The 15,829-nt window shown below is 64.0% G+C and carries 13 protein-coding genes; 12 read left to right on the top strand and 1 reads right to left on the bottom strand.

The annotated features are described in order from the left end of the window. Window positions 1–668 precede the first annotated feature (668 nt). Genes DMX12_RS17595 through DMX12_RS17585 form a run of 3 tightly spaced genes read left to right on the top strand, consistent with a single transcriptional unit; the run spans window position 669 to window position 3,125 of the window. Window positions 669–1,688, top strand: coding sequence for an aminoglycoside phosphotransferase family protein (locus tag DMX12_RS17595; protein ID WP_110678995.1), 1,020 nt, complete (start codon window positions 669–671; stop codon window positions 1,686–1,688). Further along, window positions 1,685–2,356 carry an N-acetylmuramate alpha-1-phosphate uridylyltransferase MurU gene (murU, locus tag DMX12_RS17590; RefSeq protein ID WP_054906105.1) on the top strand — a complete coding sequence of 224 codons (672 nt, stop codon included), beginning with the start codon at window positions 1,685–1,687 and terminating at the stop codon, window positions 2,354–2,356. The genes DMX12_RS17595 and murU overlap by 4 nt, the downstream gene beginning before the upstream one ends. Before the next feature lies 1 nt (window position 2,357). Beyond that, on the top strand, window positions 2,358–3,125 hold the full coding sequence (locus tag DMX12_RS17585; protein ID WP_009685244.1) for a TerB family tellurite resistance protein: 768 nt from the start codon (window positions 2,358–2,360) through the stop codon (window positions 3,123–3,125). Between the two features lie 427 nt (window positions 3,126–3,552). On the opposite strand, the gene DMX12_RS17580 is transcribed toward DMX12_RS17585, so the two are convergent. Further along, window positions 3,553–4,551, bottom strand: a complete 999-nt coding sequence (locus tag DMX12_RS17580; protein ID WP_110678993.1) for an alpha/beta hydrolase family protein — start codon at window positions 4,549–4,551, stop codon at window positions 3,553–3,555. Between the two features lie 94 nt (window positions 4,552–4,645). On the opposite strand from DMX12_RS17580, the gene DMX12_RS17575 reads away from it, so the two are divergent. The 9 genes from DMX12_RS17575 to trpE all read left to right on the top strand — a co-directional run bounded on the left by DMX12_RS17575 (window position 4,646) and on the right by trpE (window position 15,539). Next, a complete protein-coding gene (locus DMX12_RS17575; RefSeq protein WP_110678991.1) occupies window positions 4,646–7,033 on the top strand; it encodes a PAS domain S-box protein in 2,388 nt (795 codons plus the stop codon). A gap of 10 nt (window positions 7,034–7,043) precedes the next feature. Continuing rightward, window positions 7,044–7,673, top strand: coding sequence for a response regulator transcription factor (locus DMX12_RS17570; RefSeq protein ID WP_009685247.1), 630 nt, complete (start codon window positions 7,044–7,046; stop codon window positions 7,671–7,673). A 237-nt stretch (window positions 7,674–7,910) separates the two neighbouring features. Further along, window positions 7,911–9,035, top strand: coding sequence for an ABC transporter ATP-binding protein (locus DMX12_RS17565; RefSeq protein WP_110678989.1), 1,125 nt, complete (start codon window positions 7,911–7,913; stop codon window positions 9,033–9,035). Between the two features lie 40 nt (window positions 9,036–9,075). Continuing rightward, window positions 9,076–10,110 carry an ABC transporter substrate-binding protein gene (locus tag DMX12_RS17560; RefSeq protein ID WP_029885951.1) on the top strand — a complete coding sequence of 345 codons (1,035 nt, stop codon included), beginning with the start codon at window positions 9,076–9,078 and terminating at the stop codon, window positions 10,108–10,110. A gap of 60 nt (window positions 10,111–10,170) precedes the next feature. Beyond that, window positions 10,171–11,418 carry an ABC transporter permease gene (locus DMX12_RS17555; protein ID WP_009685250.1) on the top strand — a complete coding sequence of 416 codons (1,248 nt, stop codon included), beginning with the start codon at window positions 10,171–10,173 and terminating at the stop codon, window positions 11,416–11,418. Window positions 11,419–11,429: 11 nt separating this feature from the next. Continuing rightward, the gene (locus tag DMX12_RS17550) at window positions 11,430–12,257 is read left to right on the top strand and encodes an ABC transporter permease (protein ID WP_054911832.1); all 828 of its coding nucleotides are present in this window, start codon (window positions 11,430–11,432) and stop codon (window positions 12,255–12,257) included. 241 nt (window positions 12,258–12,498) lie between these two features. Further along, on the top strand, window positions 12,499–13,173 hold the full coding sequence (gene rpe / locus DMX12_RS17545) for a ribulose-phosphate 3-epimerase (RefSeq protein WP_029885954.1): 675 nt from the start codon (window positions 12,499–12,501) through the stop codon (window positions 13,171–13,173). Continuing rightward, window positions 13,170–13,988, top strand: a complete 819-nt coding sequence (locus DMX12_RS17540; protein ID WP_029885955.1) for a phosphoglycolate phosphatase — start codon at window positions 13,170–13,172, stop codon at window positions 13,986–13,988. Before rpe ends, DMX12_RS17540 begins: the two co-directional genes overlap by 4 nt. Window positions 13,989–14,057: 69 nt before the next feature. Next, a complete protein-coding gene (trpE, locus tag DMX12_RS17535) occupies window positions 14,058–15,539 on the top strand; it encodes an anthranilate synthase component I (protein WP_009685254.1) in 1,482 nt (493 codons plus the stop codon). Window positions 15,540–15,829 lie beyond the last annotated feature (290 nt).

Below are 15,829 nucleotides of genomic sequence, written 5' to 3'. Positions count from 1 at the left end.
CTTACGGTGTTTATCAGCGATTCACTTGTGTTGGCCGTACCAGCCAGCCTAGCGCCTCAACCCGGTACTGCTCCGAGTCTCTGCATTCCTCCTCGCGGAAGAGATGCACCCATATGGGGGCTACGTTGTCTGACGGGCTTCACACACCACCGTTGCCAGTGATGCATGCCGTCGTAGGCTACCGTTGGTCGCACAACGAGTCCGCTACTGCTCCATAGAGGCGGCAGTTGGACAATGACAGACAGAGCTTTCGCTCATGCCTCCTGAAAGACCGAACCAAGACAGCAAGATAGCCGTTGGTCGGAAATTAGATGCCTCCTGGTTCAAAATGAGCAGGAGGAGACCCCTGCGGGGGTCAGATCCCCCGCTTGGGTTGGTATGTAGAGGGCTCTCCAAAACCGGATGTTGCTGGTTTTGCGGTCGTGCTACCGAGAGCTGAACGACCTTGGGTTTTGCCATCCGCCGCAGCGGTAAGTTCTTGAAGGCAATGAACTTCTGGGCTGGTTTTGTTTCTTGGGGATGGATACCCAAGTATTCGATTTCCTCCCGGAAATCCCATCAAGCTGACCATACAGCTTGGTGGAGGAGACACGCTACGCGTGTCGCACAAGATGCTGGATAATAAAGCATGACCCGCTTGACGGCTAGGGCCGTCGGAGACCCTTGTAATGCCTGAACACGATGTACGCCTGCAACAGCTGACGGTCTGGCTCGCCGAGCAGCTCGATGAACTTTTCCGCAGCAAGGCTTGGGGCGAGGTGCCCGAAGGCCGCCTGACCGCGGCCAGCAGCGATGCCAGCTTCCGCCGTTACTTCCGCTGGCAGGGGGCTGGGCGCAGCCTCGTGGTCATGGACGCGCCCCCGCCGCAGGAGAACTGCCGACCGTTCGTCGCCATCGACCACCTGCTGGCCAGTGCCGGTGTGAATGTGCCGCAGATCCACGCCCAGGACCTGGAGCGCGGGTTCCTGCTGCTGGGTGACCTGGGTCACCAGACATACCTGGATATCATTGATGCCGATAATGCCGACAGCCTGTTCGCCGACGCCATCGAGGCGTTGCTGAAGTTCCAGCGCCTTCCGATGGACGCCCAGTTGCCCAGCTACGACGACGCCCTGCTGCGCCGCGAGGTTGAACTGTTCCCCGAATGGTACGTAGGGCGCGAGCTTGGCCTGGCCCTCAACGATAGCCAGAAAGCTGCCTGGCAGCGCATCAGCCAACTGTTGATCGACAGCGCCCTGGCCCAGCCGAAAGTGCTGGTGCACCGCGACTACATGCCGCGCAACCTGATGCAGAGCACCCCGAACCCTGGCGTGCTGGACTTCCAGGATGCGGTGTACGGCCCGGTCACCTACGACATTACCTGCCTGTTCAAGGATGCCTTCCTCACCTGGCCACAGGCGCGCGTCGAAGGCTGGTTGCGTGCCTATTGGGAGCGGGCAGTGGCGGCCGGTATCCCGGTTCATGCTGAGTTCGAGGCGTTCCAGCGTGCCAGCGACCTGATGGGCGTGCAGCGCCATTTGAAGGTGATCGGCATTTTTGCCCGTATCTGCCACCGCGACGGCAAGCCGCGCTACCTGGGGGACGTGCCGCGTTTCTTCGCCTATATAGAAGAAGTGATCGGTCGCCGGCCCGAATTGGCGGAGCTGGGTGAGCTGATTGCCGAGCTGCAAGCCGGAGCGCGTGCATGAAGGCAATGATCCTGGCGGCGGGGAAGGGTGAACGCATGCGCCCGCTGACGCTGCATACCCCCAAACCGTTGGTTCCGGTCGCCGGCCAGCCGCTGATCGAGTACCACCTGCGTGCGCTGGCGGCTGCGGGTGTCCGCGAAGTGGTGATCAACCATGCCTGGCTCGGCCAGCAGATCGAAGAGCACCTGGGCGATGGCGGCCGCTTCGGCCTGCGCATTTGCTACTCGCCGGAGGGTGAGCCGCTGGAAACCGGCGGCGGCATCTTCAAGGCGCTGCCTTTGCTGGGCGACGATCCCTTCCTGCTGGTGAACGGCGATGTCTGGACCGACTACGACTTCACCCGCCTGCAGGCCCCGCTGCAAGGCCTGGCGCACCTGGTGCTGGTCGATAACCCTGGCCACCATGGCCGTGGCGACTTCCGCCTGGCGGACGGGCAGGTGGTCGATGGCGACGACGCGCCGGGTACGCTGACGTTCAGTGGTATCTCGGTCCTGCACCCGGCGCTGTTCGCGGGTTGCCAGGCTGGTGCCTTCAAACTGGCGCCGTTGTTGCGCCAGGCCATGGCGGCTGGCCGGGTCACGGGCGAGCACTACCGCGGGCACTGGGTGGACGTCGGGACGCTCGAGCGCCTGGCCGAGGCCGAGCGGCTGATCGGCGAGCGCGCCTGACATGTGGTGGCCAGGCACACTGATTGGCGCTGGCGCGGGCTTTGCCGTGGCCAACATCCCCGGGGCGCTGTTGGGGCTGCTGCTCGGCCAGGCCCTCGACCGCCGCTTGCGCCTGCAGGGCTGGGATGACATGCGCGACCGCCTGAGCGGGCGCCCGGCGCTGGCTGACGATGAGTTGCTGTTCGTGATGCTGGGGCGCCTGGCCAAGAGCGATGGCCGGGTGGCCGAGCAGCATATCCAGCAGGCGCGCCAGGAAATGTCGCGGTTGGACCTGGCGGAGCCGGCCCGCTTGCGCGCCATCAAGGCGTTCAACCGTGGCAAGGCCGGCAAGGACCGGCTTGGCGGCCACTTGCGGCGGATTCGCGAACAGCCGCATGCGGCCGAAGGCACCTTGCGCGCCTGTTGGCGCATGGTCTGGGCCGACGGCAAGATGGGCAACAAGGAGCGTGAGCTGCTGCTGGACTGGGGGCAGAAGCTGGGCCTGAGCCGGCGCCAGGTGCAGGCCATGTCGGTGGAATACGAGCCGCGCAGGGCTGCTCGGCCGGAAGGGCTGGCCATGACCTATGCGGCGGCGTTGCGCTTGCTGGCGGTAGAGGCGGACACCGAAGCTGACAAGGTCAAGCAGGCGTATCGCCGGCTGGTCAGCCGGCACCACCCGGACAAGCTGGCAGGCACCGGCGCCAGCGAGGCACAGGTGCGTGAAGCGACCGAGCGCACGCGGGAGTTGCACCAGGCCTATGCCATGATCCGCAAGCGGCGGGGCCTTTGAGGGCCTCATCGCCGGCAAGCCAGCCCCAGGGATCGCAGCAGGGCTGGCAGGTGTTTGTCAGAAGATATGCAGCGCCTGAGACATCGAGCGCCGCCCGCGCGGCGCATCGCGAGCTGCGCTCGCTCCTACGTTTGTTTCGGGCCAGTGAGGCCTGTGAGGGGCGCGCGCGACCGCCTGATTCATACGACGCGATATTGAGGCATGCGCCAAGGCGTTCGCGCGCAAATCCCCCAGGCATAATTGGCCCGAAACAAACGTAGGAGCGAGCGCAGCTCGCGATGCGCCGCGCGGGCGGCGCTCAATCTGACAGGCGCTGAAGATGCTGCGGCAAGCACCCGGCAACCCTGATGCCATTGCCAGAAACCATAGAGTCTCCCACAGGTAATACACAACGCCTGAATATTGTGGCCTACCTGTGGGGGCAACCTTACCCTTGCGGGTTCATCCAGCCTCGCACGCGGCGGAACAACTGCTCTTGCTCGGCGGGCTGGTTGCCGGGCATGGCGATCAACGACAACTGCCGGTACTGGCTGTCTTTCTGCCGCTTGCTGGCCTGCAAGCGCAGCGCGGCGGCGCTGCGGTCAGCACTGCGGGTGGCGTAGTAGATGTCGGCGGTGGGCACCTTCAACGTCGGCGCCAGGCTTTCCAGGTCATGCTCCACGCGCGCCGGCGTCTGCGCCGCCACCATGACCAGCTTGTGCACCTGCGGCGGCTGTTTTTCGCTCAGGTAGCGGGCAGCCCAGTACGCACCGCTGCCATGGCCGATCAGCACGATGCTGCGGGCATTGCGCTGCTGGGCAAACGCCACGGCAGCGTCGAGGCGGGCGAAAATCCGCTCGGCGTCGGCCGGGTCGCTCTGTTCGCTGGCCAGTTCGGCATCGGTGCTTTCTGCGGTGTCGGCATCGGCGGCGGTGGCCTGGGCGACATTGGCATTGGCGTCGGCTGGCACATCCTTGACCGGTGCACGCTCACCCTGGGCTTGGTCCGTTGCGGCCTTGGGCTTGGCTTCTACCCGGGCTTGCGGGCTGTCGGCGAGCAGGTCAGGCAGGCTGATGCTCAGGCTGTGCCAGCCGACATCAGGGAATTTTTGCCGCAGCGGGCCAACGGCATTTGGCCAATCGGCGTTTTCGCCGGCACCCGGCACGATGATCACGGCACCTTGCGGATCACTGTCGTTGGCCGGCTTCCACAAGGCCAGGAAACTGTCGGCACCTGCCTGTAGCGTCTGTTGCTCGGCCTTGGGTACCAGCCGCTCGAGTGCCAGGGCATCCTCTTGGCTGCGCTCGAGCAGCGGCGGGCGCGGTGTTTCGGCTGCCGGTGCCGCATTGGCCGCCGGCGGTGTTTCGGCATCGGCGGCCAAGGCGCCGAGTGGCAGGAGCGAAGCCAGGCAGCACATTGCCAGCGTCGTGCGATAAAGTGTGGACATGCGTCAACCCAAGGCCAGAATGATACCGGCAGCCTAATAGTATTTGTCCGTGACGGCCATGCTGCATGGCCGCCTTGCCAAGACGAGCGTATAGATGAAGCGAGTGCGTCGCCTGTTGGTTATCGGCTGCTTGTGGCTGCCCTTGATTGCCTTTGCCCGGCCCGAGGCGCCGGCCACTGTTGCGCTCGAGCCGGCCCAGCAGCAGTGGTTGGACGCGCACCGCAGCCTGCGTGTGGGCCTGGTGCTGCAAGCACCCTATGCTCAGTTCGACCGGCGCCTGCAGCAGTTGTACGGTGCCAACGTCGAATTGGTCAGCAACCTGGCACACGTGCTGCGCCTGGACCTGACCTGGCGCCATTTCAGTGACCAGGCCAGCCTGGAGCATGCCCTGCAGAACGGCGAAATCGACTTCGCCCCCGGCCTTACCCAAACCCCGGCCAGCCTGCGCCTGTGGTTGTTCAGCGACCCGTACATGCGCGTGCCGCAATTGGTGGTAGGGCCACGCACCGGGGCCATGGCGGTGGAGCTGGAAAAGCTCGACCGCGAGCAGCGCGTGGCCGTGCGCATGCCCAGCCAACTGGCAGAGTACTTGCGCGGTAACTACAGCAACCTGAACCTGCAGGGGGTGCCCAGCGAGCGCGAGGCCTTGCAGCTGGTGGTGGGCGGCCAGGCCAGCTTCGCCGTGCTGGATGAGGCGCAACTCAGCCGCCTGTCACGCGAGAGCGAGTTCGGTGAGCTGGCCGTGGTGGGCGATATTGGCCTGCCGCAGTTGCTGCGGCTTGGCTCGCGGCGTGACTGGCCGGTGTTGGCCGATGTGCTCGAACAAGGCTTGCAGGCCCTGCCTGCCAAGGAGCTGGAGCAACTGCACCAACGCTGGTTGCAGCCCAAGTACCCGCGCCTGAGCGAGTCGCCCGGGTTCTGGCAGAACCTGGCGCTGCTGTTCGGCCTGCTGCTGCTGTGCGCCCTGGCTACCCTGGTGTGGCAACGCCGGCAACAGCACCAGCTGGAGCGTAGCCTGCTGGCTGCGCGGGAAAGCCTGGTGGAGCGCCAGGTGCGTGAAGAGGCCCTGCGCCTGAGCCAGTTCGCGATTGACCAGAGTACGGTGGGTATTCTGTGGGTCAACTGGGACAGCCATGTCCGGTACGCCAACCACGCCGCTGAACGCATGCTCGGTTATGCCGAAGGCGAGCTTCTGGAGCGGCCGCTGAGCGACTTCGAGCCGAGCCTGAGCATGGACCGCTGGCTGGAGCTGTGGAAAGGCGCCCGCGCCGGGGCTGGCGGTGTCGGCCAGTTCGAGGCGCAGTGCAAGCGCGCGGACCACAGCTTGCTGCCGGTAGAGTTGTCGTTGAGCTTCTTGCGCTTTCGCGACTCGGAGTACCTGGTGGTGTACCTGGCCGACGTTACCGAACGGCACCGGGCCTTGGCGGCTCTACGCGAAAGCGAGGCGCGGCTAAAGGGCATTGCCGGCAACGTGCCGGGGCTGGTGTTCCGCCTGGAGCGGGACCCGGCCGAGGGCGAGCTGGAGTTCCCCTATATCAGTGAAGGCAGCGAGGCCCTGGTCGGGTATGCGCCCAGCGAGATCCAGCACCCGCAAATGGGCCTGCGCAACCTGGTACACCCCGATGACCGCGCCGATTACCACCGGGTCCAGGACCTGGCCCTGGCCAGCGACCAGGACTGGTCCTGGCAGGGGCGTATTCTCACCCGCCAGGGTGAACAGCGCTGGGCCGACATCAAGGCCAGTACCCGGCACCTGGGCAACGGTCAGGTGGTATGGGACGGCGTGGTGTGGGATATCACCCAGGGCAAGCGCGCCGAACTGGCGCTGGCCAAGTCACAGGAGCAGCTGCGCGAGCTGTCGGCCCACCTGGAAAGCGTGCGCGAGGAAGAGAAGGCCCGCATCGCCCGCGAAGTGCATGATGAGCTGGGGCAGATGCTGACCGTGCTCAAGCTGGAAGTGTCGATGTGCGAGCTGGCGTTTGCCGAGCTGGACCCGGGGCTCAACGAGCGCCTGGCCAGCATGAAGCGCTTGATCGCCCAGTTGTTCCAGTTGGTGCGTGATGTGGCCACTGCCCTGCGCCCGCCGATTCTCGACGCGGGCATCGCCTCGGCCATCGAATGGCAGGCCAGGCGCTTCGAAGCCCGTACGCAAATCCCCTGCCTGGTGCAGGTACCGGATAATCTGCCAGCATTGAGTGACGCCAAGGCCACCGGGCTGTTCCGCATTCTGCAGGAGGCGTTGACCAATGTGATGCGCCATGCCCAGGCGCACAGCGTGGAAATCGAGCTGGTTCATCAGGGCGGGCAGTTACGCCTGACAGTCAGTGATGATGGCCAAGGCTTTTGCCGTGAGCAGACCCGGCCCACCTCGTTTGGCCTGGTCGGCGTACGCGAGCGGGTACTGATGTTGGGCGGCAGCATGGTGCTGGACAGTCAGCCGGGCGCGGGCACCAGCCTGAGCGTGGCCATACCGTTGGAGTAGGAGAGCAAACGTGATTCGAGTGCTGGTAGCCGAAGACCACACCATTGTCCGTGAAGGCATCAAGCAGTTGATTGGCCTGGCCAAGGACATGCAGGTGGTGGGGGAGGCCGGGAATGGCGAGCAGTTGCTCGAGACCCTGCGGCATACGCCGTGCGAAGTGGTGCTGCTGGATATCTCGATGCCGGGCGTGAGCGGGCTGGAGGCGATCCCGCGGATTCGCGCGCTGCTCGACGCGCCGGCGATCCTGATGCTGTCGATGCATGACGAGGCGCAAATGGCCGCTCGGGCGCTGAAGGCCGGTGCGGCGGGCTATGCCACCAAGGACAGTGACCCGGCGCTACTGCTGACGGCGATTCGCCGGGTGGCTGCTGGCGGGCGCTATATCGACCCGGCGTTGGCTGACCGCATGGTGTTCGAAGTGGGCCTGACCGAGTCGCGGCCGTTGCACACCCTGCTCTCGGAGCGGGAGTTTTCCGTGTTCGAGCGCCTGGCCCAGGGCGCCAACGTCAATGACATTGCCCAGCAACTGGCGCTGTCGAGCAAGACCATCAGTACACACAAGGCGCGGCTGATGCAGAAGCTGAAGGTGAACTCGCTGGCGGAGCTTGTGAAGTACGCCATGGAGCACAAGCTGGTCTGATTGCGACCCCGGCGGTATCTGCGGTGCAGCGGGAATTCTGGGGCCGCTGCGCGCACCATCGCGACACAAGGCAGCCCCCCAGGGGCAAGGCTGTTCTGAACGCGCCATCCTTGTAGGGCAATCCCTACATCAAATCTTCCATCCGGATGATGGCATTCTCTCAGCACCCCCGATTTTCCGGCGCTTGCGCCTCTTTTACGCTTTGCCCACGCAGTCATCCAACAAGAAGGTGCAGGCATGAGCGAGGCGAAGTCGAACGCTGCAACCAGCGAAACGCTGGTCAGCTTCCGTGGTGTGCAGAAGAGCTACGACGGCGAGTCGCTGATCGTCAAAGACCTTAACCTGGATATCCGCAAGGGCGAATTCCTCACCCTGCTTGGCCCTTCTGGCTCCGGCAAGACCACCAGCCTGATGATGCTGGCGGGGTTCGAAACCCCTACCGCCGGGGAAATCCACCTGGCCGGGCGCTCGATCAACAATGTACCGCCGCACAAGCGTGATATCGGCATGGTGTTCCAGAACTATGCGCTGTTCCCGCACATGACGGTTGCGGAAAACCTGGCCTTCCCGCTGACCGTGCGCAATTTGAGCAAGACCGATATCAGCGAACGGGTCAAGCGCGTGCTGAGCATGGTGCAACTGGATGCCTTTGCCAAGCGCTACCCCGGCCAGCTTTCTGGCGGCCAGCAACAGCGCGTGGCGTTGGCCCGGGCGCTGGTGTTCGAGCCCCAGTTGGTGCTGATGGACGAGCCGCTCGGGGCACTGGACAAGCAGCTGCGTGAGCACATGCAGATGGAGATCAAGCACATTCACCAGCGCCTGGGGGTGACCGTGGTGTACGTGACCCACGATCAGGGCGAAGCGCTGACCATGTCTGACCGGGTGGCGGTATTCCACCAGGGTGAGATCCAGCAGATCGCCGACCCGCGCACGCTGTACGAGGAACCCTGCAACACCTTCGTCGCCAATTTCATCGGCGAGAACAACCGCCTCAACGGCACGCTGCTGGCCAGCGACGGCAAGCGCTGCCAGGTGCAGCTGCCGCGCGGCGAGCGGATCGAGGCACTGGCAGTGAATGTCGGCCAGGCCGGCGAACCGGTCACCCTGTCCATCCGCCCCGAGCGGGTACGCCTGAACGGCCACAGCGAAAGCTGCGCGAACCGCTTCTCGGGCCGGGTGGCGGAATTCATCTACCTGGGCGACCACGTGCGGGTGCGCCTGGAAGTTTGCGGCAAGGGCGATTTCTTCGTGAAACAGCCCATTGCCGAACTCGACCCGGCCCTGGCCGTGGGCGATGTGGTACCGCTGGGCTGGGAGGTGGAGCACGCCCGCGCGCTCGATCCGATTGCCGAAGCCCATTGATGGATTGCTTCACCAACCCTGTACTGTGGAGAGAACAAGAATGCGCAAGCAGTTGAAACTGACCGCCCTGGCCCTGGGGCTGTTCACCGCCGGCCAGGCCATGGCCGCAGACCTCACCGTGGTCTCGTTCGGCGGTGCCAACAAGGCCGCCCAGGTCAAGGCGTTCTACGAGCCGTGGGAAAAGGCTGGGCATGGCAAGATCGTCGCAGGCGAGTACAACGGCGAAATGGCCAAGGTCAAAGCCATGGTCGATACCAAGAGCGTGTCGTGGAACCTGGTGGAGGTGGAGTCGCCAGAGCTGGCCCGCGGCTGTGACGAGGGCATGTTCGAAGAGCTCGACCCCGCCCTGTTCGGCAACGAAGCCGATTACGTGCCGGGCGCCATCCAGCCTTGTGGCGTGGGCTTCTTCGTCTGGTCCACGGTATTGGCCTACAACGCGGACAAGCTCAAGACCGCGCCGACCAGCTGGGCCGACTTCTGGGACACCAAGAAATTCCCTGGCAAGCGCGGCTTGCGCAAGGGCGCCAAGTACACACTGGAATTCGCCCTGATGGCCGACGGCGTGGCGCCCAAGGACGTTTACCAGGTGCTGGGTACCAAAGAGGGCGTGGACCGCGCCTTCAAGAAGCTCGACGAACTCAAGCCAAGCATCCAGTGGTGGGAAGCGGGTGCCCAGCCACCTCAGTACCTGGCCTCGGGTGACGTGGTCATGAGCTCGGCCTATAACGGCCGCATCGCGGCGGTGCAGAAGGAAAGCAACCTCAAGGTGGTGTGGAATGGCGGCATCTATGACTTCGATGCCTGGGCCATCCCGAAAGGTGCCAAGGATGCCGACCAGGCGAAGAAATTCATCGCCTTCAGCGTGCAGCCTGAGCAGCAGAAGATCTACTCCGAGAACATCGCCTACGGCCCGGCCAATTCCAAGGCAGTGAGCCTGCTGTCGGACGAGGTGAAGAAAGACATGCCGACCACGCCTGAGAACATTGCCAACCAGGTGCAGATCGACGTGGCCTTCTGGGCCGACAACAGCGAGCAGCTGGAGCAACGCTTCAACGCCTGGGCGGCGAAGAAGTAACCGACCAGCGCAAGGGGCCGCCATGCGGCCCCAATTTCAGTTCGTATCGCGGAGTTTGCCATGGCCATTGCAGTGCCACTCAAAGAAGGCGCAGGTCAAAGTCTGAAGCAGCGCCTCAAGCATGCCGAGCGGGTCAACCGCTGGAAGGCGCAAGCGCTGATCGCGCCGCTGGCGCTGTTCCTTCTGCTGGTGTTCCTGGTGCCGATCGCGGCGCTGCTGTACAAGAGCGTCGGCAACCCGGAGGTGGTCGGTGGCCTGCCGCGCACGGTCGACGTCATCAGCCAGTGGGACGGCAAGAGCCTGCCTGGCGAGGACGTGTACAAGGCGCTGAGCCAGGACCTGGCCGAGTCGCGCAAGAACCAGACCCTGGGCGACCTGTCCAAACGCCTGAACATGGAACTGGCCGGCTACCGCAGCCTGCTGGCCAAGACGGCGCGCGCATTGCCGTTCAAGAGCGAGCCCGCCTCTTACAAGGATGCCCTGCAGGCCCTGGACGAACGTTGGGGCGACCCGGCCTACTGGCAGGCGATCCGCCGCAACACCAGCACGCTGACCCCGTTCTACCTGCTGGCTTCGCTGGACCACCGTATCGATGACCTTGGCGAACTGGCCAAGGCGACCCCGGACCAGGCCATTTACCTGGATATCTTTGCCCGCACCCTGTGGATGGGCGTGGTGATTACCGCCATCTGCCTGGTGCTGGCCTACCCGCTGGCGTACCTGCTGGCCAACCTGCCGACCCGGCAGAGCAACCTGTTGATGATTCTGGTGTTGCTGCCGTTCTGGACTTCGATCCTGGTGCGGGTGGCAGCGTGGATCGTACTGCTGCAGTCGGGCGGGCTGATCAACAGTGCGCTGATGGCCATGGGCATCATCGACCAGCCGCTGGAACTGGTGTTCAACCGCACCGGCGTGTACATCTCGATGGTGCACATTCTGCTGCCGTTCATGATCCTGCCGCTGTACAGCGTGATGAAAGGCATTTCGCCAAGCTACATGCGCGCGGCGATTTCGCTGGGTTGCCACCCGTTCGCCAGTTTCTGGCGGGTGTACTTTCCCCAGACGTATGCCGGTGTCGGCGCCGGCTGCCTGCTGGTATTCATCCTGGCCATTGGTTACTACATCACCCCGGCACTGCTGGGTAGCCCGAACGACCAGATGGTCAGCTACTTCGTGGCCTTCTATACCAACACCAGCATCAACTGGGGCATGGCCACCGCACTGGGCGGGCTGTTGCTGCTGGCGACCGTGCTGCTGTACCTGATCTATAGCTGGCTTGTCGGCGCCAGCCGCCTGCGCCTGAGCTGAGGAGCCTTGTCATGCTGAGCCCTTACATGTCGCCCGTGGAGCGGGTGTGGTTCTACAGCCTGCGCATTCTTTGCGGCCTGATCCTGCTGTTCCTGATCTTGCCGGTGCTGGTGATCGTGCCCTTGTCGTTCAACAGTGGCAGCTTCCTGGTGTACCCGCTGCAGGGCTTCTCGCTGCAGTGGTACCAGGACTTCTTCAACTCGGCCGAATGGATGCGGGCGCTGAAGAACAGCATCATCGTTGCCCCTGCGGCCACGGTGCTGGCCATGGTGTTCGGCACGTTGGCGGCCATCGGCCTGACCCGCGGCGACTTTCCCGGCAAGTCGCTGGTGATGGCACTGGTGATTTCGCCGATGGTGGTGCCGGTGGTGATCATCGGGGTGGCCAGCTACCTGTTCTTTGCCCCGCTGGGCATGGGCAACAGCTTCACCTCGCTGATTCTGGTGCATGCGGTGCTGGGCGTGCCGTTCGTCATCATCACGGTGTCGGCAACCTTGCAGGGCTTCAACTACAACCTGGTGCGCGCGGCAGCCAGCCTGGGCGCTTCGCCACTGCTGGCCTTCCGCCGGGTGACCCTGCCGCTGATCGCCCCCGGGGTGATTTCGGGGGCGCTGTTCGCCTTTGCCACGTCGTTCGATGAGGTCGTGGTGACCCTGTTTCTCGCCGGCCCGGAACAGGCGACCCTGCCGCGGCAGATGTTCAGCGGTATTCGCGAGAACCTGAGCCCGACCATCGCTGCCGCGGCGACGTTGCTGATTGCGTTTTCGGTGATCCTGCTGCTGACCCTGGAGTGGCTGCGCGGGCGTAGCGAGAAGCTGAGAACCCAGCAGCCTGGCTGATTTTCCAGTAGCTGTACGGGCCCTATCGCCGGCAAGCCGGCTCCCACAGCGTTCTGCACAAGAGTCATGAGATGCACATACCTGTGGAGATCCCATGTAGGAGCCGGCTTGCCGGCGATAGGGCCCGTACAGGCACTACAAGGCTTTTGGTCACTGGTCGACACCCATTGATGCCAATCAGCCCTCACGCCTTTCCCTGAGTTACAATGCGCGCCACCGTGATTCTGCCAACAGGTGCGCCATGCAGCCCTACGCTATTGCCCCCTCCATTCTTTCTGCCGATTTCGCCCGCCTGGGCGAGGATGTCGACAAGGTACTGGCGGCGGGTGCCGACATCGTCCACTTCGATGTCATGGACAACCACTACGTTCCCAACCTGACCATCGGCCCGATGGTGTGCACTGCCCTGCGCAAGTATGGCGTCACCGCCCCGATCGATGTGCACCTGATGGTCAGCCCGGTCGATCGCATCATCGGCGACTTCATCGAAGCCGGCGCCACCTACATCACCTTCCACCCGGAAGCTTCGCAGCACATCGACCGCTCGCTGCAACTGATCAAGGATGGCGGCTGCAAGGCCGGCCTGGTGTTCAACCCGGCCACCAGCCTGGACGCCCTGAAGTACGTCATGGACAAGATCGACATGGTGCTGCTGATGAGCGTCAACCCGGGTTTCGGCGGGCAGAAGTTCATCCCTGGCACACTCGACAAGCTGCGTGAAGCGCGTGCGTTGATCGACGCCAGTGGCCGTGATATCCGCCTGGAAATCGACGGTGGCGTCAACGTCAACAACATCCGCGAGATCGCTGCCGCTGGCGCCGACACGTTCGTGGCCGGCTCGGCGATCTTCAATGCCCCGGACTACCAGGAAGTCATCGCCAAAATGCGCGCCGAACTGGCCCAGGCTCGCCCATGAGTGGCTTCGAGCAGCTGTTTCCGGGGACACTCCCCAGGCTGGTGATGTTCGATCTGGACGGTACCCTGATCGATTCCGTGCCAGACCTGGCCGCCGCCGTGGACCGCATGCTGCTCGAACTGGGGCGCCCGCCTGCTGGCCTTGAGGCGGTACGCCAATGGGTCGGCAATGGCGCCCAGGTGCTCGTGCGCCGCGCCCTGGCCGGTGGCATCGAGCATGAAACCGTGGACGATGCGCTGGCTGAACAGGGCTTGGCGCTGTTCATGGAAGCCTACGCCGAAAGCCATGAGCTCACCGTGGTTTACCCCGGGGTCAAGGACACCCTGCGCTGGCTGCACAAGCAGGGCGTGGAAATGGCCTTGATCACCAACAAGCCTGAGCGCTTCGTCGCGCCCTTGCTGGACCAGATGAAGATCGGCCGGTATTTCCGCTGGATCATCGGCGGTGACACCCTGCCACAGAAAAAGCCCGACCCGGCGGCGCTGCTGTTCGTCATGCAAATGGCGGGCGTGAGCCCGCAACAGTCGCTGTTTGTCGGCGACTCGCGCAGCGACGTGCAGGCGGCAAAGGCGGCCGGGGTGCAGTGCGTGGGGCTGACCTACGGCTACAACCATGGCCGGCCCATCAAGGACGAGTCGCCAAGCCTGGTGATCGACGATCTGCGTGCATTGCTGCCCGGTTGCGCAGACCCGGCCACTGGGATAACGTTGGCGGACCTTCAAGCCTCAGCAGACAGAGAGTCCACCGTGGCGGTTACTGGCAAATTCTGGATGAAAGTCATCAAGGCCTTGGCCCGTTGGCGTTGGCGCGCCTGACTTCAGCCTGCCGGCGCGTGCCGGCCCGTCCGTTTGCCTGACCCATTGCTGCTTGCCACGAGGCTACTCATGAACCACGAAGAATTCCTGCGCCTGGCTGCTGCCGGCTATAACCGCATTCCCCTGGCCTGCGAAACCCTGGCCGACTTCGATACGCCGCTGTCGATCTACCTGAAGCTGGCCGACCAGGCCAACTCGTACCTGCTCGAATCGGTGCAGGGCGGCGAGAAATGGGGCCGTTACTCGATGATCGGCCTGCCCTCGCGGACGGTGATGCGGGTGCACGGCTATCACGTCAGCATCCTGCAGGACGGTGTCGAGGTTGAACGCCACGATGTCGAAGACCCGCTGGCCTTTGTCGAGACGTTCAAGGAGCGCTACAAGGTCGCCGACATTCCCGGCCTGCCACGTTTCAATGGCGGCCTGGTCGGTTACTTCGGCTACGACTGCGTGCGCTATGTGGAAAAGCGCCTGGGGGCCAGCCCGAACCCAGACCCGCTGGGTGTGCCCGACATTCTGCTGATGGTCTCGGACGCGGTCGTGGTATTCGACAACCTGGCCGGCAAGATGCACGCCATCGTGCTGGTAGACCCTGCGCAAGATCAGGCTTTCGAGCAAGGCCAGGCGCGCCTGCAAGGCTTGCTGGAAACCCTGCGCCAGCCTATTACCCCACGCCGAGGCCTGGACCTGAGTGGCCCGCAGGCTGCCGAGCCGGCATTCCGCTCCAGCTACACCCGTGAGGACTACGAAAGCGCCGTTGGCCGCATCAAGGAATACATCCTGGCGGGCGACTGCATGCAGGTGGTGCCGTCACAACGTATGTCGATCGACTTCAAGGCGGCGCCAATCGACCTCTACCGCGCGTTGCGCTGCTTCAACCCGACGCCTTACATGTACTTCTTCAATTTTGGCGACTTCCACGTGGTTGGCAGCTCGCCAGAGGTGCTGGTGCGGGTCGAGGACAACCTGGTCACCGTGCGCCCGATTGCCGGTACCCGACCGCGTGGCGCAACCGAAGAGGCCGACCGTGCGCTGGAAGACGACCTGCTGTCGGACGACAAGGAGATCGCCGAGCACCTGATGCTGATCGACCTGGGCCGCAACGATGTCGGCCGGGTGTCCTCCACGGGCAGCGTACGCCTGACCGAGAAGATGGTGATCGAGCGCTACTCCAACGTCATGCACATTGTCTCCAACGTCACCGGCCACTTGCGCGAAGGGCTGACGGCGATGGATGCACTGCGCGCGATCCTGCCGGCCGGTACCCTTTCGGGCGCGCCGAAGATCCGTGCAATGGAGATCATCGACGAACTGGAGCCGGTCAAGCGTGGTGTATATGGCGGTGCCGTGGGGTACTTCGCCTGGAATGGCAACATGGATACCGCCATTGCCATTCGTACGGCGGTGATCAAGGACGGCGAGCTGCATGTGCAGGCAGGTGGCGGTATCGTTGCCGACTCGGTGCCGGCGCTGGAGTGGGAAGAAACCATCAACAAGCGCCGGGCGATGTTCCGTGCGGTGGCCTTGGCTGAGCAGACTTGCGCCAAATGAATTGAGCAGGGCTGCTGCGCAGCCCATCGCTGGCAAGCCAGCTCCCACAGAGTATCCTCGGTTCCCGACCTTGTGGCATTCCTGTGGGAGATTCTATGGTTTCTGGCAAGGGTAGCCGGAGCATCTTCAGCGCCTGTGAGATCGAGCGCCGCCCGCGCGGCGCATCGCGAGCTGCGCTCGCTCCTACGTTTGTTTCGGGCCAGTAACGCCTGTGACAGGCGCGCGCGGCCGCCTTGTTTGTACGGCGCGATATTGAGGCATGCACCAAGGCGTTCGCGCGCGAATCCCAC

Source organism: Pseudomonas sp. MB-090624 (assembly GCF_003205245.1).
Classification (GTDB): Bacteria; Pseudomonadota; Gammaproteobacteria; order Pseudomonadales; family Pseudomonadaceae; genus Aquipseudomonas; species Aquipseudomonas juntendi.
Note: the sequence above shows the minus strand (reverse complement) of the source record. Positions and strands in the feature narration are given on the sequence as shown.